The sequence below is a fragment of the Tranquillimonas alkanivorans genome (assembly GCF_900115595.1).
Classification (GTDB): Bacteria; Pseudomonadota; Alphaproteobacteria; order Rhodobacterales; family Rhodobacteraceae; genus Tranquillimonas; species Tranquillimonas alkanivorans.
In genome coordinates this window covers 1-17,358 of sequence record NZ_FOXA01000001.1, presented here as the reverse complement: position 1 = coordinate 17,358, position 17,358 = coordinate 1, and the positions used below count along the sequence as shown (strand labels likewise).

Sequence of the window (17,358 nt, the reverse complement as noted above, 5' to 3'; positions counted from 1 at the left end):
ATTGAATGAAGGAGCCGTGGGATGATCCGGCTGACGTTGCTTTTGTTGATTGTGATCGGCCTGACGATGACCATCGCGGGCCGCAAGGTCGAAGAGGATGCGGGAGTCGAGGTCGCGCGGCTAGAGACGGACACCCCGGGTCTTCTGACGGCGTCGGCCTCGGGCCGTGATGCGTCGGAACCCCTCGCGCTCGACGATTACGAACGGGCGGTGCAACTGGCGCTCGAGGCGACCGAGGCGCCGCGCGGAGAACGGCTGGCGATGCGGGCCGAACCGGTGGATGCCGGACGTCCCGCCGCCACGGTCGAACCGGTCGCGGCCGCGTCGGAGTCGACCGAGGCTCGCGCGTCGGAACCGCCCGAGGACCTGTGGTACGTGACCGGCACCCGCGTGAACCTGCGCGCCGGCCCCTCGACCGGCAACCCCGTGGTGGGGCAGGCGTCGCTGGGCGAGGCGGCCGAGATGCTGGGGCAGGAAGGGTCCTGGTACCGCATCCGGTTGAACGACAACGGGCGCGAAGCCTTCATCTATGGCCGCTACCTGGCGCCCGAGCGCCCGTGATTGCCGCCCCGCCCCGGATCGGATAGCCCGGTCCCCAGGCAGGCGGAGGGGCGCGTGGCGCGCAGCATTCTCATCACCGGATGTTCCAGCGGCATCGGACTGGACGCCGCGCGGACGCTGAGGGCGCGCGGCTGGCGCGTTTTCGCCACCTGCCGCGCCGAGGCCGACGCCGCGCGGCTGCGCGACGCGGGGCTGGAAAGCTGGCGGCTGGACTGTGCCGACCCGGCATCCGTGCGCGAAGGGGCCGAGCGGGCGCTGGAGGCCACGGGCGGGACGCTCGACGCCCTGTTCAACAACGGCGCGCACGCCGTGCCCGGCGCGGTCGAGGACCTGCCGCGCGAGGCGCTGCGCGAGATCTTCGAGGTCAACCTGTTCGGCTGGCACGACCTGACGCGCCGGGTCATCCCGGCGATGCGGGCGCAGGGGCACGGGCGGATCGTCAATTGCTCGTCCGTGCTGGGGCTGGTGGCGGCGCCGTGGAAAGGGGCCTATGTCGCGACGAAATACGCGCTCGAGGGGCTGACGGATTCGCTGCGGCTGGAGATGCGGGACACGCCGATCCACGTTGTGCTGATCGAGCCCGGGCCGATCGGGACGCGCATCCGCGTGAACTCGATTCCGCATTTCGAGCGGTGGATCGACTGGGAGCGCTCGGCGCGGGCGGACCAGTACCGCACCTCGCTGCTCCGCCGGCTGTACGAGGAGCGCGGGCCCGACCGGTTCGAGAAGACCCCGGCGGCGGTGACCGCGCGGCTGGTCGAGGCGCTGGAGGCCGAGCGGCCGCGCGCACGTTACCGGGTAACGACGCCCACGCATGCCGCCGCCCTCATCCGGCGACTGTTGCCGGACCGGCTGCTCGACCGGGTGCTGGCCGGGAGCTGAGCGAAAAAGCCTTCGCCTTGGCCGCGGGGGCGGCTATGTGGCGCGGCAGTCAAGGAACGGACGCAGCATGTTACAGGACCCTCTTTTCATCGTGGTCGCCATCGCGGTGATCGTCGTCTTCGGCATCCTCATGGTCGGGATCGGCGGTTTCGCGAAGGGCGGCGAGTTCAATCGCAAGCACGCCAACCGCCTGATGCGCTGGCGTATCCTGGCGCAGGCGCTGGCGGTGGTGCTGATCCTGCTGTTCGTCCTGTTCCGCCGCATGGGAGGCTGAGGCAATGGTCGTTCTGAACAAGATCTACACCAAGACCGGCGATCACGGCGAAACCGCGCTGGGCAACGGCGCGCGCGTCGCCAAGCACGCCGTGAGGGTCGAGGCGTACGGCACGGTGGACGAGGTGAACGCGACGGCGGGGCTGGCGCGGCTGCACGCGAGCGGCGAGACCGACAACCGGCTGGCGGCGATCCAGAACGATCTTTTCGACCTGGGCGCGGACCTCTGCCGCCCGGACATGGAGAAGGACGCCGAGGCGGAGTACCCGGTTCTGCGCGTCACGGCCGCGCAGGTGGCGCGGCTGGAGCGCGAGATCGACGCGATGAACGCGGCGCTCGAGCCCCTGCGCTCGTTCATCCTGCCCGGCGGCTCGCCGCTTGCCTCGCACCTGCACCTGTGTCGCACCGTCGCGCGCCGGGCGGAGCGGCTGTCGGTCGAGCTGGCCACGATGGAGCAGGTGAACCCGGAAGCGGTGCGCTATCTCAACCGCCTGTCCGACTGGTTCTTCGTCGCCGCGCGCATCGCCAACGACGACGGCCGCGCCGACGTGCTTTGGGTGCCGGGCAAGACGCGCGAAGGCTGAGACAGCGGAGGCGCCTGCGGCGCCACGCCTTTCCGATGCGCCGGGCTGGCGCCCGGCGCGCTGCCTCCGGCGGGGATATTTCGGGACCGAAGATGCAGCCGGTGCGCGCGGCCTTGGACGCCGGTTGCGAAAGAACGCGGCGTTGCAGGGCGGCGGCAGGTCGATTTTGCACTGTTTTCCCCGGGCACGGCAGTTTACATCGGGGCCGAGCATTTTTCTTGCGCCGCGCGCGCGAAAATCCAGGGAGTTTGCGCCGATGAAGGTCCTCGTGCCTGTCAAACGCGTGATCGACTACAACGTGAAGGTCCGCGTGAAAGCGGACGGCAGCGGTGTCGATCTCGCCAACGTCAAGATGTCGATGAACCCGTTCGACGAGATCGCCGTCGAAGAGGCGATCCGCCTGAAGGAGAAGGGCGTCGCGACCGAGGTCGTGGCCGTTTCGATCGGCGTCAAGCAGGCGCAGGAAACGCTGCGCACCGCACTGGCCATGGGCGCGGACCGCGCGATCCTGATCACCTCCGCCGACGACGTGCACCAGGACATCGAGCCGCTGGCCGTGGCCAAGCTGCTCAAGGCCGTGGTGGACGAGGAGCAGCCGCAGATCGTGCTGTGCGGCAAGCAGGCCATCGACAACGACATGAACGCCACCGGCCAGATGCTGGCCGCGCTTCTTGGCTGGAGCCAGGCGACGTTCGCCAGCACCGTCGAAGTCGAGGGCGAACAGGCGACCGTCACGCGCGAGGTCGACGGCGGCCTGCAGACCGTGAAGGTGAAGCTGCCGGCGATCATCACGTCGGACCTGCGCCTGAACGAGCCGCGCTATGCGTCGCTGCCCAACATCATGAAGGCGAAGAAGAAGCCGCTCGACGAGAAGACGCCCGCCGATTACGGCGTCGACGTCGCGCCGCGGCTCGAGGTGGTGAAGACGACCGAGCCCGAAGCGCGCAAGGCGGGCGAGATGGTCGCCTCGGTCGACGAGCTGGTGGCGAAGCTGAAAGAAAAGGGGGTCGTGTGATGGCTGTTCTTCTTCTGGCCGAGGTCACGGACGGCAAGCTGAACCGTGACGCGACCGCCAAGGGCGTGACGGCGGCGAAGCAGCTGGGCGAGGTGACGGTGCTGTGCGCCGGCGCGTCGTGCTCGGACGCCGCGCAGGAGGCCGCCAAGATCGACGGCGTCGCCAAGGTGCTGTGCGCCGAGGATGCGCTTTACGGCCACCGCCTGGCCGAGCCGGCGGCGGCGCTGATCGTGTCGCTCGCGGGCGATTACAGCCACATCGCCGCCCCGGCGACCACGGATGCCAAGAACATCATGCCGCGCGTCGCGGCGCTCTTGGACGTGATGGTGATCTCGGACGTCTCGGGCATCGTCGACGGCGACACGTTCGAGCGCCCGGTCTATGCCGGCAACGCCGTGCAGACGGTGAAGTCGTCGGACGTCACGAAGGTGGTGACCATCCGTACGTCGTCCTTCGACGCGGCAGGCGAGGGTGGGTCGGCCTCGGTCGAGAACGTCGCTGCCGGCGAGAACCCGGGCCTGTCGGAGTGGGTCGAGGACAAGGTGGCCGAGAGCGACCGGCCCGAGCTGACCTCGGCCGGAATCGTCGTGTCGGGCGGCCGCGGCGTCGGCTCGGAAGAGAACTTCGCGATCATCGAGAAGCTGGCCGACAAGCTTGGCGCAGCCGTGGGCGCGTCGCGCGCGGCGGTCGACTCAGGCTTCGCGCCGAACGACTGGCAGGTGGGTCAGACCGGCAAGGTCGTGGCACCGGAGCTTTACATCGCCGTCGGCATCTCGGGTGCGATCCAGCACCTTGCCGGGATGAAGGACTCGAAGATCATCGTCGCCATCAACAAGGATGAAGAGGCGCCGATCTTCCAGGTGGCCGATTACGGCCTTGTCGGTGACCTGTTCGACGTGGTGCCGGAGCTGACCGAGAAGCTCTGACCGCTGTCCGGACGCAGGATCAGGGGCCCGTCGTCGTCGGGGGGCCCTTTTTCGTGTCCGCCTTCGCAATGCGCTCCATCAAGGCCCGCGCCGCCAGCCGATGGGCGACGGGCCCCGGCATCTGCAGGGCCGCGGCGCGTTCGGCGCGGGAGAAGACCTTGCCCTCCTGATCGTCGTCCTCGACGGGCGGGCGCACAATCTCGACCATATGCCCGGCGCCGAAGACCCGGTCGGCCATGGCGCGGGTGACGTAGGACGGATCGCCGTCCGACAGCCGGTCGGCGGGGGCGTCGGGCGTTCGGCGCGCGATCCAGAGGGGGATGACGCGGCCCGTCGCGGCGGCCCTCAGTTCGGCGAAGCTGTCTGTCCAGGCGCTGCGGAGGGCGTCCCGAACCACGGCGAAGCGTGTTGCGTCGGCCGACTCGAGCGTGCCCAGGAGGTGGCGGACAAAGTGCACCTCGGTGAAGTCGAGCTCGGGGTAAAGGTCGCGCAGGGCGTCGGTGGCGTGCAGGAAGCGGTCATTGCGCCGCCGATGCACACGGAAGAAGGGGTTCGACAGGTTATGCGCCCCAGTGATCTGCAGCACGACGACCTGCGCCCCGGTCACGAGGTCCATCACCGTCGGATCCGAGAGAAAGGCGGTCGGGCCGGCGATCACGCAGCCGAGGTTGAGGCAGATGCCGATGTCGACCTCGATCAAGTCGGGGAAGGGATGTTTCACGTAGCGGCCGAACGTTTCGGAGCCGCCGAGGGCCACGGCATAGCCGCCCCCCGGGTCGCGACATGGCCCGCGGAAGGGCAGGCGGGACGTGCCATAGGAGCAGAGATCGTAGTCGATGCCGCGTTCAACGGTGTCGTGGAAGGCCATTCCGTCGCCCCGTTCCGATTTCTTCGGCCAGCATGGCGGCACAGGATTAACAGCGCGCTAAGACGCCGGGGCGGAAACGGCTTTCGCCTTGAACCCGGCGCGTGCCGCACGGCATAAGGTGCGCGATTGGCAGGAAGCGAGGCGACGCGATGGAAATCGAGACGGTTGGCGTGGTCGGCGCCGGGCAGATGGGCAATGGGATTGCCCATGTCTTCGCGCTTGCCGGGTACGGCGTGCTGCTTACCGACATCAGCCAGGAAAGCCTCGATCGCGGGCGGCAGGTGATCGAGAGGAACCTGGACCGGCAGGTGAGCCGCGAGAAGATTTCGGCCGAGGACCGGGACGCGGCGCTCGCTCGCATCCGCACGACTCTGACGCTGAGCGACCTGGGCCAGACCGACCTGGTGATCGAGGCGGCGACCGAGCGCGAGACCGTGAAGACCGCGATCTTCGAGGACCTCGTGCCGCACCTGAAGCCGAACACGATCCTGACCTCGAACACGTCGTCGATCTCGATCACGCGGCTGGCGAGCCGCACGGACCGGCCCGAGAAGTTCATGGGCTTTCACTTCATGAACCCCGTGCCGGTGATGCAGCTTGTCGAGCTGATCCGCGGGATCGCCACCGACCAGGAAACCTTCGACGCCATGCACCGCGTCGTCGAGCGGCTGGGCAAGACGGCGGCGACGGCCGAGGATTTCCCGGCCTTCATCGTCAACCGCATCCTGATGCCGATGATCAACGAGGCGGTCTACACCCTGTACGAGGGCGTTGGGAACGTGTCGTCGATCGACAGCGCGATGAAGCTGGGCACCAACCATCCGATGGGGCCGCTGGAACTGGCGGACTTCATCGGGCTGGACACCTGCCTGGCCATCATGAACGTGCTGCACGACGGGCTAGCGGACACGAAGTACCGCCCCTGTCCGCTGCTGACGAAATACGTCGAGGCCGGGTGGCTGGGCCGCAAGACTAAGCGCGGCTTCTACGATTATCGCGGCGAGACACCGGTGCCGACGCGCTGATCGGCGCGGCGCACGTCTTCGTCGAAGACGTGCGCGTCCGGTTTCGACGAAAATGCTGGGTTACATGTCTTCGCCGAAGCGGTCGGCGATGAGGGCCTGGATCGCGTCGGCCAGCTTTTCGGCGTCGGGTCCGCTGGTGGCGACCTTGATGGTCGTGCCTTTCGAGGCGGCGAGCATCAAGAGCCCCATGATGCTGTCGCCCGACGCCGACATGCCGTCGCTGCTGATCTCGGCGCGGGCGTCGTAATCCTCGACCACCTCGACCAGCTTGGCCGAGGCGCGGGCATGAAGCCCCTTTTCGTTCACGATCTCGAGCTGGCGGATGACGGGTGATGTCATGGCGCACTCCGTCCCGACGGGCCCTCGAAGGCGTCGATGTACTTGCGCCCGGCGGCCAGCGCCGAGGTGACGGCGTCGGGTACCGGCATGTGGCGCGACTTGGCCAGCTTGATGAGCATGGGCAGGTTCGCCCCGTAGATGATCTGCCGATCGGCGGGGCTGCAGGCCAGCATCGACAGGTTCGAGGGCGAACCGCCGAACATGTCGGTGGCCACCACCACGCCGTCGCCGGTATCGACGCTGTCGGCGGCGGCGCAGATCTCGGACTGTTTTCGGCCGCGGTCGTGATCGGGCTCGATGGCGATGGCACGGATGCCGGATTGCTTGCCGACCACGTGCTCGACAGCGGCGAGAAACTCCGCCGCAAGGCCGCCGTGTGCGACGATCACGATTCCGATCACGTCCCCGTCCCCGATTGTCGCGCAGGCGTAGGGCCGGCGCGCCTCTCCATTTCCCGGTGACGAGTTGACACCTGCCAACCGGCATCTTCAAGCGCCTTCGCCAATTTTTCCGTCACGGCAACCGATCTATGCTGCCCGCCGGTGCACCCGAAGCCGATGGCGAAGTGGGTCTTTCCCTCGTCGGTATAGGCGGGCAGCAGCATCAGGGCCAGGTCGCGGACGCGGTCGAAGAACGGCTCGAACCGGGGGTCGGCGGCCACGTGGGCGGCGACCTCGGGCGACAGGCCGGTCAGGGCCCGAAGCTCGGGCACCCAGTAGGGATTTTGCAGGAAGCGGACGTCGAACACCATGTCGAGCCCGCGCGGCAGACCGCGCTTGTACGAAAACGAGTGAACCGAGACGGCGAGCGCGGGCGTGCTGCCGCGCGCGAAAAAGCGTGCAAGCTCGGCGCGCAGGCCGTGGGGCGTCATCTCGGACGTGTCGATCAGGATGCCGGCGCGGTCGCGGATCGTGGTCAGCAGGTCGATCTCGCGCTCGATGCCCAGCTCGGGCGTTTCGGCGGGGGCCAACGGGTGGCGGCGCCGTGTTTCCGAGTACCGGCGCAGCAGGACGTCGGGACGCGCGTCGAGATAGAGAAGCTCGGTTTCGAGCGCGACGCGCCGCGAGAGCATCTGCACCACCTCGAGCAGCGCGTCGGTCGAGAAGTCGCGGTTGCGCACGTCCAACCCCAGGGCGAGCGGGCGGCGCAGCGGCCCCTCGACCAGCCGCGGGATCAGCGACAGCGGCATGTTGTCGATCGCCTCGAACCCCAGATCCTCGAGCGCATTGATTGCCGTGGTCCGGCCCGCGCCGGAAGGTCCCGTCACCAGAACGACGCGTGCCGCCGGGTCCGGCGGCTGGGGGAAAGAGGCGGGCTGCGTCATTGGGGGCCGGGCACCGTGCGCCCGTGTCTGAGAAAGAGGACGATGGCTGGCGCAAAGTGTGGGGCGGAAACGCGCCTGAGCAAGGGGAGAGAATAGCCCAGCAGGTCGATTTCGCGCCGCGGCGGCAGGCGCTGGCTCTCTTCCGCGTCGAGGTCGACGGCGAGCGTGAGCGTGGCCTGCGCGGCGGGCGCGCGCAGGAGGCCCACGCCCCGTGCCTCGATCATCCCGGTGATGGCGTCGGGGGCGCTGGCGTGCACGCTGCCGGCGGCCCGAGCCAGCCGAACCCGGTCGTCGGAGACGAGCGTGCCGCCGAGGGCCAGCAGGTGCAGCGCGAGGGCGGACTTGCCACTGCCTGAGGCGCCGGTGATCAACACGCCCCGCCCGTTGAAGGCCACGCAGCTTGCGTGGAGGATCGTTCCGTCTTGCCCGTCCTGGTGATCGCCCGGCGCGCTCACACCGGCAGACCCACCACGAAGCGTGCGCCCAGCGGGTCCGAGGTTTCGTCGGCGTCGGTGGGACGGATGTTTTCGGCCCAGATGACGCCGCCATGCGCCTCGACGATCTGCTTCGAAATGGCGAGGCCGAGGCCGGAATTGTTGCCGAACTGACCCTCGGGCCGTTCCGAGTAGAAGCGGTTGAAGATCTTGGTCAGCGCCTCTTCGGGGATGCCGGGACCGGTATCCTCGACCACCACGAGCACGCGGTTCTCGCGCCGGCGGGCCCAGACGCGGATGGCGTCGCCATCCTCGCAGAACGAGATGGCATTCGAGATCAGGTTGACGAAGACCTGCGCCAGCCGGCTTTCCAGCCCCACGATCTCGATCGGCGCGGCGGGCAGGTCCGAGATGAACTCGATCCCCTTCTCCTCGGCCTCGCGGCCAAGATAGTCGGTCAGGTTGCCCAGCATGGTGAGGAGATCAAAGGTCTCCTCCTCTTCCTTGACAAGCTCGCTGTCGAGCCGCGAGGCGTTCGAGATGTCGCTGACCAGCCGGTCGAGGCGGCGGACGTCGTGCTCGATCACGTCGAGCAGCTTGTCGCGCTGTTCCTCTTTTTTCACGAAGCGCAGCGACCCCACGGCCGAGCGAAGGGAGGCGAGGGGGTTCTTGATCTCGTGCGCGACGTCGGCGGCGAATTGTTCGTTGGCGTCGATCCGGTCGTAAAGCGCGGCGACCATGCCGCGCAGCGCGGCCGAGAGGCGCCCGATCTCATCCGGGCGGCCCGAGAGGTCGGGAATGCGCACGCGGCTGGGCTTCGACTTGCGCGCGTTGCGATCGCGGCCAAGCTCGGCCGCGGCGGCGAGGTCCGACAGTGGATTGGCGATGGTGGAGGCGAGCACCAGGCTGAGCCCCACCGAGACCAGGATCGCGATGAGGAACATCTGGAGGATCTGTTCCCGCTCCTGCCGCACGAGCCGGTCAATTTCGCCGGCGCCGCTGGTCAGCGCAAGCGCGCCGACCGGCCGGCCGTCGGCGACGATGGGAGCGGCGACGAAGAACATCGTGCCGCCGTCGCTCATGCGGACGGTGCGCATCTCGGTCTCGCCCTCGAGCGCGCGGGCGACGATGTCGCGCGCCTCGCGTTCGAGATCGCGGTCCGAGGTCGTGAGGGCGCCGGGCACCAGTACCGACGCCATGGCATGCCAGATGGCGTCGAGCGCGCTGGTCAGGGGGGCGCCGGAGGCGGGGCGGTCAAGGTCCGCCGTCAACTCGGCCGCCGCGGCGGGTGCCTGGCGCTCGGCCAGAAGCGACGCGCCCCGGCCATAGACGAAGGCCTCCGTCTGGGCGGGCAGGTGCACGGCGGCGAGGGTATTGCCGACGTCGGACAGGCTGTCGGCCTGCTCGGCGGCCAGCCGTGCCTCGAACACGTCGGCGGTCAGGGCGGCTTCGCGCACCAGCGCCGCCTCGCGCTGGTAGACCAGGCTTTCGCGGAACGGGTTGAGGAACAGCACGCCCACGACCAGCAGGATCAGCGCGAGCAGGTTGAAGGTGATGATCTTGCGGGCCAGCGGCGAGCGGTTGATCGTCACTATGCCGCGCCGCTCGCGGCGGGCGCGCATTTCCTGCTCGACCGCGGCATCGGTGCCGACCCAGTCCTCGCCGAGGACAACGTCAGCCCGTGTCGCGCGCCGTGTTTCGGACGCATCTATGCGCGACGCGAAGGACATCCGTCATTCTTCGTTGTAGCGGTAACCGATGCCGTACAGCGTCTCGATCGCCGAGAAGTCGGGATCAACGCTGCGCATCTTCTTGCGCAGGCGCTTGATGTGGCTGTCGATGGTACGGTCGTCGACATAGACCTGGTCGTCATAGGCCACGTCCATGAGCTGGTCGCGGCTTTTGACGAAGCCCGGACGCTGCGCGAGCGCCTGAAGCAGGAGGAACTCGGTCACGGTGAGCGAGACGTCCTGGCCCTTCCAGCTGACGGCGTGGCGCAGCGGGTCCATCTTCAGGTTGCCGCGCTCCATGATCTGGTTGGCCTCCACCTCGCCGGCTTCGGCGTTGGCGATGGCTTCCTGGCGGCGCAGCAGGGCGCGGATCCGCTCGACCAGAAGCCGTTGCGAGAACGGCTTCTTCACGTAATCGTCGGCCCCCATGCGCAGGCCCAGCACCTCGTCGATCTCGTCGTCCTTCGAGGTCAGGAAGATCACTGGCATCGAAGTCTTCTGGCGGACCCGCTGAAGCAGGTCCATTCCGTCCATACGCGGCATCTTGATGTCGAACACCGCCATGTCCGGAAGGCGCTTGTTGAACGCGTCGAGCGCGGCCTGCCCGTCGTTGTACGTCTCGACCTCGAATCCCTCGGCTTCGAGCGTCATGGACACCGACGTCAGGATGTTCCGGTCGTCGTCCACCAGTGCAATCCTGGACATGCGCGTATTCCTTGCTGCTCTCGTCTTCTGTCGATTTTCGGCATATTTCCGCCGGTCCCGGCCTTAAATCAATCGCAAACTGCGAATCAACGGCCGAGTCGTGCCGCAATGTGGCCCAAATTTCTTAGCAGCGGCTAAATTGCCGCACTCGGGGTGCGCAAGCCACAAGGCAGCGAGCAAGATGGTTGCGCTAACTTCAATCTGGTTGCGCTAACCTTTCTCCGCGCCGGTTTCTCAGCTTCTGCAGCATGGTATATACGCTGGGTCAGCCGTCCCGGCGGGCGGCCGGACGGGTGCACTTGCGCACCCGCCAACCAGGCAGCGTCGTGATCGAAGGAGCGTGCGGAATGACCACTGGACGGGTGAACCCGGCCCAACGGCTGGAGGATCAGGGCATCACGGGGCTGGGGCAGGTCGCTTACAACCTGACGGAGCCGGCGCTGATCGAGACGGCGATTCTGCGCAAGGAGGGCCGCCTGGGCCAGGGCGGCACACTGCTTGTCGAGACCGGCAAGTTCACCGGCCGCTCGCCGAAGGACAAGCACGTGGTCGCCACGCCGTCGGTCGAGGACCAGGTGTGGTGGGAGACAAACGCGAAGATGTCGCCAGAGGGCTTCGATGCGCTCTACGACGACATGGTCGCGCACATGGCGGACGGCGACTACTTCGTGCAGGACCTTTACGCCGGCGCCGACCCGGCGAACCGGTTGGACGTGCGCGTTGTCACCGAACTCGCCTGGCACGGCCTGTTCATTCGCAACCTGCTGCGCCGCCCCGAGCGCGAGGAGCTCGACACCTTCGAGCCCGAGTTCACCATCATCAACCTGCCGTCGTTCCGAGCCGACCCGGCCAAGCACGGCTGCCGCAGCGAAACGGTCATTGCCATCAACTTCGACCGCAAGCTCGTCCTGATCGGCGGGACGGAGTACGCGGGCGAGAACAAGAAGTCGGTATTCACGCTTCTGAACTACCTGCTGCCGCAGAAGGGCATCATGCCGATGCACTGCTCGGCCAACCACGCACCCGAGAACCCGGTCGACACGGCGGTGTTCTTCGGCCTGTCGGGCACCGGCAAGACGACGCTTTCGGCCGATCCCGACCGCGTGTTGATCGGCGACGACGAACACGGCTGGTCCGACCGCGGCACCTTCAACTTCGAGGGCGGCTGCTATGCCAAGACGATCTCGCTCAGCCCCGAGGCCGAGCCCGAGATTTATGCCACCACGACGAAGTTCGGCACCGTGATCGAGAACATGGTCGCCGATCCCGACACTCTCGAACTCGACTTCGAGGACGACAGCCTGACGCCGAACATGCGGTGCGCCTATCCGCTGCACTACATCTCGAACGCGTCCAAGACCGGGCTTGGCGGTCACCCCAAGAACATCATCATGCTGACCTGCGATGCCTTCGGCGTGCTGCCGCCCATCGCGCGGCTGACCCCGGCGCAGGCGATGTATCACTTCCTGTCCGGTTTCACCTCGAAGGTCGCGGGAACCGAGCGTGGTGTGACCGAGCCGCAGCCGACCTTCTCGACCTGCTTCGGCGCGCCGTTCCTGCCGCTGCGCCCCGAGGTCTACGGCGAGCTGCTGAAGGAAAAGATCTCGAAGCACGGTTCGACCTGCTGGCTGGTGAACACCGGCTGGACCGGCGGCGCCTACGGCACCGGCTCGCGCATGCCGATCAAGGCGACGCGCGCGCTGCTGACCGCCGCGCTCGACGGCTCGCTCGAGGATGCGCCGTTCCGCAAGGACAAGAACTTCGGCTTCGAGGTGCCGACCCAGGTGAAGGCGAGCGCGGTGCCCGACATCCTGCTCGACCCGCGCCGCACGTGGGACGATCCCGAGGCCTATGATCGCCAGGCCGAGAAACTTGTTGCCATGTTCGCGGAGAATTTCGCACAGTACGAGCAACATATCGACGACGACGTCCGCGCCGTCGCCATCGGCTGACACGGTTCCCAGGGAGGGGAGAGAACGGGGGTGGTTCGGTGTGCGCACCGGCCGCCCCCGGGCTTCGTCGGGAACCCGGTTTCGCCGCCCATCGTTTTGATCCTGAACGTGAAACCGGCGCCCGTCCACTCGGGCGCCTGAACTGTGGAGGATCGAGATGGACGTCTTTCTGTTCTGGCTGATCGTCCTGCTTCTGCTCTTCGCGGTGTTGGCGCTGCCGGCTTGGCCGTATACGCGCGACCGCGGCATCTATCGCCAGCCCGGCAATCGCCGTTATGCGCCCAGCCTTGTCGCGGCGGCCATCGTGCTGTTGATGCTGGTGCTGTTCTGGCTCGGCCTTCTGGCGATCTGGGTGCCGTGGGCGGCGGTCGAGACCGCCACCTGACGCCTCAGCCCATCAGCCCACGACGGATCAGGTTCGCCCCGGCCACGATCAGCACGACGAGCGTCAGGCGGCGGAAGCGCGCCTGGTCCACACGGTCGTGGATGGCGAAGCCTGCCGCCATTCCCGCGAGCGCCGGGACGATCATCGCCGCCGAGGCGGGCGCGGTGTCCCAGTTCAGCACGCCCGAACGCAGGTGCGCCAGCGTCAGCATCACGGCGCCCAGGCCGTAGACCACCCCTTGCACCCGCATCTGGTCGGCCTTCGCCGTGTCGAGGGCCGTGAGGTACATGACGGTCGGCGGACCCCAGACGCCCGACATGCCGCCGACGAAGCCGGCGAAAGCACCGATTCCCAACTCGGCCCCGCGCCGGCGGCGGGGCTGGATGCTGAGCCGCCAGCCCGACAGCTGGGCGAGTGCGAACAGCACGATCGGCACGCCGAGAACCAGGAACAGAACGCTCGCGGGCAGGACCGCGACCAGCTGCCCGCTGAGCAGGATGAACACCATCACGATGGCGATGTAGCGCCAGTGCAGCTTCGCCGACGCGGCGGCGGCGGCCAGACCTCCGCGCAGGGCCTGCCATGCGTTGCTGGTCAGCGTCGGCATGATCAGGAGCGCCAGCGCCAGTTCCGGCGCCAGGAACGTGCTCATCCCCGAGATCATGATCATCGGCATGGCGAATCCCACCGCGCCCTTGACGAAGCCCGCCAGCGCCGCGATGGCGGCGGCCACCGCCCAGAGTTCTGCGTCCATGTCCTGCTCCTTTGCCTCGAGAACAGGCTATAGCCTCTTGTCACAGGACATGCATCCGGGATCGCGCTGGATCGAATCATGCACGCGGATGGATCGCGGAGAAATATTGTTGCTTTGCGGATTGCGGGACTCTAGGTCTTTTGCAGGTGCAGCAAAGGAGGCGAGCCATGCACGATGGACAGGACCTGACGACGGCCACTGCGCCGCTTGCCGATCTGGTCGCACGCACGGGCAGGGCGCTCGCCTGTGCCGAACAGGTGCTGGACCGCGCAATCGCCCGTGTGCGCGATCGGGTGGTGGTTGAGGGACGTCCGGCGCCAAACCTGCTGGAGCAGCACCAGCACGCCGCGCACGGGCTGGCGTGGCTGGCGACCTATGTCGAGGCGCTGCGCCAGATGCAGGGCTGGGCCGAGCGGCTGGAGGCGGCGGGGAGCCTCGGCGAGGCCGAGCGCCTTCTCCACCAGATCGCGTTCGGCGAATTCCTGGCCCAGATCGAGGGCGGCCTTCCGATGAGCCAGGGCGAGATCGTCCGGCTGCGCGACCTGTGGTTGACCGGCGAGGATGCAGGGCCGCTGCGGGACGAGGCGGTGGAGGGGCTGCTGCAGGGCGGCAACACCCCGGCCGCCCGCGCGCGGCTGGTGGAGCTGATGCGGGCGCAGGGCGGGACCCTGGTTGTCGCCACGGGCCTCGACGACGAGTACGAGATGATCCGCGAGCAGTTTCGCCGCTTCACGCTCGACCGCGTCGCCCCGCACGCGCACGAATGGCACCTGAAGGACGACCTGATCCCGATGGAGGTGATCGGCGAAATGGCCGAAATGGGCGTCTTCGGCCTGACCATCCCCGAAGAACATGGCGGCTTCGGCCTGTCAAAGACCGCCATGTGCGTCGTCAGCGAAGAGCTGTCGCGCGGCTATATCGGTGTCGGCTCGCTTGGCACCCGCAGCGAGATCGCGGCCGAACTGATCCTGTGCGGCGGCACCGATGCGCAGAAAGAGGCCTGGCTGCCGAAGATCGCGCGTGGAGAGGTCCTGCCGACGGCCGTCTTCACCGAGCCGAACACCGGCTCTGACCTCGGCAGCCTGAGGACGCGCGCGGTGCGCGACGGCGACCTCTACCGCGTCACCGGCAACAAGACCTGGATCACCCATGCGGCGCGGGCGCAGGTGATGACGCTACTCGCCCGGACGGACCCGGGGACGAAGGATTACCGCGGCCTGTCGATGTTCATCGCCGAGAAGACGCCGGGCGCCGACGCCGCGCCATTCCCGAATACGGGCCTCAGCGGGGGCGAGATCGAGGTGCTCGGCTACCGGGGCATGAAGGAATACGAGCTGAGCTTCGACGGCTTCGAGGTGAAGGCCGCCAACCTGCTGGGCGGTCAGGAGGGGCAGGGCTTCAAGCAGCTCATGCAGACCTTCGAAAGCGCCCGCATCCAGACCGCCGCCCGCGCCATCGGCGTGGCGCAGTCGGCGCTGGATGTCGGGCTGAAATATGCGGAAGAGCGCAAGCAGTTCGGCAAGCCGCTGATCGCCTTCCCGCGGGTATCCGACAAGCTGGCCCTGATGGCGGTCGAGATCATGGTCGCCCGGCAGCTCACCTATTTCTCCGCCGCGCGGAAGGACGGGGGAGAGCGCTGCGACCTGGAAGCGGGGATGGCGAAGCTGCTCGGGGCGCGCGTGGCGTGGGCCTGCGCCGACAACGCGTTGCAGATCCACGGCGGCAACGGCTTCGCGCTCGAATACCCCGTCAGCCGCATCCTGTGCGACGCACGCATCCTGAGCATCTTCGAGGGCGCGGCCGAGATCCAGGCCCAGGTCATCGCGCGGCGGCTTCTGGCATGAGCGGCCGAGCCCCGCTCCAGTTCTTCGCAGGACGTGGGACGCGGCGAACCTCCTTCAAAAGGAGGTTCTCGAGAGTTTTCAGAAAACTCTTGGGCGCGTCAGGCAAGCCGGGCGAGGGCGTCGACGAAGCGCTGCCGCGCCGCCGGCAGCGGCCGGTCGCCGAGGTGCGGCGCGATGTGGTGGGCGAGGAAGTGGCCCGTCGTGCGCAGGCCGTCCAGCAACTCCGACAGCGAGGCCGGGCCCTGCCCGAGCAGGCAGTAGGGCAGGGGAAGCAGCCGGTTCGCCCATTCCCCCGCCGCCTCGCGCCCCACGGCGCGGCCGGTGCGCGGCGAGACGTAGGCGAGGTCGTCCACACCGCCGGTGACGGCGCACGAGGTCAGGTCGAGCCCGAAGCCGAGTTCGTCGAGCAGCGCAAGCTCCCAGCGCAGGTAGTGCAGCGGGAAGTCCGGATCGCCGAGCGCGTCGAACAGGCCCCGGCTATGGGCGTAAAGCCCGGGCACCGGCTCGCGCTCGGGCAGGGTGAAGGACAGAAGCGACGTCAGCGCGTTCAGCCCTGCGAGCGCCAGCCGGTCGTCCATCACTGCGGCGGTGCGCGAGCGGCGAAGCTCTACCGTGAAGCTGCCCAGGTGCTCCTCGAGCCGCGCGCGCCACGCCACGTCGAGCTGCGCGCCGGGCTGGAGAAGCGGCGCGAGCTTGCGGCTGGCCCCGCCGCGCACCACGCCGGCGTGGCGTCCGTGCTCCGCCGTCAGCACCTCGACGATGGCCGAGCCCTCGCCGTGCCGCCGGACGGTGAGAAGGATCCCCTCGTCGCTCCAGTCCATCGCCTTCACCCCTGTCGCCGCGGACCATCGCCCGGCGCGGCGGGAATGTCACGGGCCGCGGGCCGCGCCGGCGGCCACGTTGCGCCGCTGGGGGGCGTCGGGTAACGCTGGCTGCCGCAACAGGGGAGCCCGCAGATGATCCGAACCGCCGCCCGCACCCTCTCCGCCGTCGCCCTGGCGGCCCTTGCCGCCTGTGCCACGCCGGACCCGGATGCGCAGCCCGAGCTGGGCGATTTTCGACTGGGCCACAACGTGGTGCTGGTGGACGCGCCGCAGAAGGGGCCGTTTTCGCGCGAGGCGTCGGACGCCGAGCTGAAGGCGGCGCTGACCGAGGCGGTCGAGGAGCGGCTGGCGCGCTACGACGGCGACGGCCTCTACCACCTGGGGATCGCCATCGGCGCCTACGTGCTGGCGCAGCCCGGCGTGCCGCTGGTCTATACCCCGAAGTCGGTGCTGGTCTTCGAGGTCACGGTCTTCGACAACTCCACGCAGCAGAAGCTGAACGAAGAGCCGCATCGCATCTACGCCTTCGAGGGGCTGCAGAACATGGCGCCGGTCGTGGGCTCGGGCATCGCGCGCAGCAAGGAAGAGCAGCTGGACAACCTCGCCGCCGAGGGCGCGCGGCTGATCGAGGACTGGCTGCGCGAGAACGAGGCGTGGTTCGAGCCCGAACCGGGCGCCGGGCGCACGCCCTTCGACCGCGAGGCCGAGAAGGCGAAGCTTCAGGCGCTGAACTGACGCTTGATTTAGCCCCCTGCGGCCGATAAAGAGCCCGCGATGTTGAATCGGGCCTGCGGGCCCCTCAAAAGATGAGGCGCGACAGCCGATGGCAAAGGCAAAATTCGAACGCACGAAACCGCACGTTAACATCGGGACCATCGGTCACGTCGACCACGGCAAGACGACGCTGACCGCGGCGATCACGAAGTACTTCGG

Annotated in this window: 21 protein-coding genes; 12 read left to right on the top strand and 9 right to left on the bottom strand. The window is 68.1% G+C overall.

The features are described from left to right. The first annotated feature begins 21 nt into the window (after nt 1-21). The 6 genes from BM162_RS00105 (at nt 22) to BM162_RS00080 (ending at nt 4,241) form a co-directional block, all read left to right on the top strand. Nucleotides 22-561, top strand: coding sequence for an SH3 domain-containing protein (locus BM162_RS00105; RefSeq protein ID WP_093416098.1), 540 nt, complete (start codon nt 22-24; stop codon nt 559-561). Between the two features lie 54 nt (nt 562-615). Then, nucleotides 616-1,443, top strand: coding sequence for an SDR family NAD(P)-dependent oxidoreductase (locus tag BM162_RS00100; protein ID WP_093416096.1), 828 nt, complete (start codon nt 616-618; stop codon nt 1,441-1,443). A gap of 67 nt (nt 1,444-1,510) precedes the next feature. Continuing rightward, a complete protein-coding gene (locus BM162_RS00095) occupies nt 1,511-1,717 on the top strand; it encodes a twin transmembrane helix small protein (RefSeq protein WP_093416094.1) in 207 nt (68 codons plus the stop codon). A 4-nt stretch (nt 1,718-1,721) separates the two neighbouring features. After that, nucleotides 1,722-2,300, top strand: coding sequence for a cob(I)yrinic acid a,c-diamide adenosyltransferase (locus tag BM162_RS00090; RefSeq protein WP_093416091.1), 579 nt, complete (start codon nt 1,722-1,724; stop codon nt 2,298-2,300). Between the two features lie 256 nt (nt 2,301-2,556). Then, the gene (locus BM162_RS00085; RefSeq protein ID WP_093416089.1) at nt 2,557-3,315 is read left to right on the top strand and encodes an electron transfer flavoprotein subunit beta/FixA family protein; all 759 of its coding nucleotides are present in this window, start codon (nt 2,557-2,559) and stop codon (nt 3,313-3,315) included. After that, nucleotides 3,315-4,241, top strand: coding sequence for an electron transfer flavoprotein subunit alpha/FixB family protein (locus BM162_RS00080; protein ID WP_093416086.1), 927 nt, complete (start codon nt 3,315-3,317; stop codon nt 4,239-4,241). Before BM162_RS00085 ends, BM162_RS00080 begins: the two co-directional genes overlap by 1 nt. A gap of 19 nt (nt 4,242-4,260) precedes the next feature. On the opposite strand, the gene BM162_RS00075 is transcribed toward BM162_RS00080, so the two are convergent. Then, complete coding sequence (locus BM162_RS00075) at nt 4,261-5,109, bottom strand: DUF6473 family protein (RefSeq protein ID WP_093416084.1); 849 nt, start codon at nt 5,107-5,109, stop codon at nt 4,261-4,263. Between the two features lie 149 nt (nt 5,110-5,258). On the opposite strand from BM162_RS00075, the gene BM162_RS00070 reads away from it, so the two are divergent. After that, nucleotides 5,259-6,134 carry a 3-hydroxybutyryl-CoA dehydrogenase gene (locus BM162_RS00070; RefSeq protein ID WP_093416081.1) on the top strand — a complete coding sequence of 292 codons (876 nt, stop codon included), beginning with the start codon at nt 5,259-5,261 and terminating at the stop codon, nt 6,132-6,134. 60 nt (nt 6,135-6,194) lie between these two features. On the opposite strand, the gene BM162_RS00065 is transcribed toward BM162_RS00070, so the two are convergent. The 6 genes from BM162_RS00065 to BM162_RS00040 all read right to left on the bottom strand — a co-directional run bounded on the left by BM162_RS00065 (nt 6,195) and on the right by BM162_RS00040 (nt 10,666). Continuing rightward, complete coding sequence (locus tag BM162_RS00065; RefSeq protein ID WP_093416078.1) at nt 6,195-6,473, bottom strand: HPr family phosphocarrier protein; 279 nt, start codon at nt 6,471-6,473, stop codon at nt 6,195-6,197. Next, entirely contained in the window at nt 6,470-6,874 is a 405-nt protein-coding gene (locus tag BM162_RS00060) for a PTS sugar transporter subunit IIA (protein WP_093416076.1), read from the bottom strand. Before BM162_RS00060 ends, BM162_RS00065 begins: the two co-directional genes overlap by 4 nt. Next, nucleotides 6,871-7,797 carry an RNase adapter RapZ gene (gene rapZ / locus BM162_RS00055; RefSeq protein ID WP_093416073.1) on the bottom strand — a complete coding sequence of 309 codons (927 nt, stop codon included), beginning with the start codon at nt 7,795-7,797 and terminating at the stop codon, nt 6,871-6,873. Before rapZ ends, BM162_RS00060 begins: the two co-directional genes overlap by 4 nt. After that, nucleotides 7,794-8,171 (bottom strand): HPr kinase/phosphorylase, encoded by a 378-nt coding sequence (locus tag BM162_RS00050; RefSeq protein ID WP_439332813.1) that lies wholly within the window; start codon nt 8,169-8,171, stop codon nt 7,794-7,796. Before BM162_RS00050 ends, rapZ begins: the two co-directional genes overlap by 4 nt. Nucleotides 8,172-8,248: 77 nt before the next feature. Continuing rightward, on the bottom strand, nt 8,249-9,961 hold the full coding sequence (locus BM162_RS00045) for a sensor histidine kinase (RefSeq protein ID WP_093416067.1): 1,713 nt from the start codon (nt 9,959-9,961) through the stop codon (nt 8,249-8,251). Between the two features lie 3 nt (nt 9,962-9,964). Then, nucleotides 9,965-10,666: a response regulator transcription factor gene (locus BM162_RS00040; protein ID WP_093416065.1), complete on the bottom strand. Its 702-nt coding sequence runs from the start codon at nt 10,664-10,666 to the stop codon at nt 9,965-9,967. Between the two features lie 347 nt (nt 10,667-11,013). Between BM162_RS00040 and BM162_RS00035 the strand changes: the two genes are divergently transcribed. Together BM162_RS00035 and BM162_RS00030 are read left to right on the top strand one after the other, a co-directional pair. Next, entirely contained in the window at nt 11,014-12,618 is a 1,605-nt protein-coding gene (locus BM162_RS00035) for a phosphoenolpyruvate carboxykinase (RefSeq protein ID WP_093416062.1), read from the top strand. Between the two features lie 157 nt (nt 12,619-12,775). Further along, nucleotides 12,776-13,003 carry a DUF3309 family protein gene (locus BM162_RS00030; RefSeq protein ID WP_093416060.1) on the top strand — a complete coding sequence of 76 codons (228 nt, stop codon included), beginning with the start codon at nt 12,776-12,778 and terminating at the stop codon, nt 13,001-13,003. Nucleotides 13,004-13,007: 4 nt separating this feature from the next. On the opposite strand, the gene BM162_RS00025 is transcribed toward BM162_RS00030, so the two are convergent. Continuing rightward, on the bottom strand, nt 13,008-13,757 hold the full coding sequence (locus BM162_RS00025) for a sulfite exporter TauE/SafE family protein (RefSeq protein WP_093416057.1): 750 nt from the start codon (nt 13,755-13,757) through the stop codon (nt 13,008-13,010). Between the two features lie 167 nt (nt 13,758-13,924). On the opposite strand from BM162_RS00025, the gene BM162_RS00020 reads away from it, so the two are divergent. After that, on the top strand, nt 13,925-15,601 hold the full coding sequence (locus BM162_RS00020) for an acyl-CoA dehydrogenase family protein (RefSeq protein ID WP_093416055.1): 1,677 nt from the start codon (nt 13,925-13,927) through the stop codon (nt 15,599-15,601). Nucleotides 15,602-15,699: 98 nt separating this feature from the next. Here the strand turns inward: BM162_RS00020 and recO are convergent, their stop codons facing one another. Then, nucleotides 15,700-16,422 (bottom strand): DNA repair protein RecO, encoded by a 723-nt coding sequence (recO, locus tag BM162_RS00015; protein WP_093416052.1) that lies wholly within the window; start codon nt 16,420-16,422, stop codon nt 15,700-15,702. Between the two features lie 135 nt (nt 16,423-16,557). Between recO and BM162_RS00010 the strand changes: the two genes are divergently transcribed. Then, nucleotides 16,558-17,160 (top strand): hypothetical protein, encoded by a 603-nt coding sequence (locus BM162_RS00010; RefSeq protein ID WP_093416050.1) that lies wholly within the window; start codon nt 16,558-16,560, stop codon nt 17,158-17,160. An 88-nt stretch (nt 17,161-17,248) separates the two neighbouring features. Beyond that, nucleotides 17,249-17,358 (top strand): GTP-binding protein (locus tag BM162_RS00005; RefSeq protein WP_158623108.1); only part of this gene is annotated, 110 nt, incomplete at its 3' end.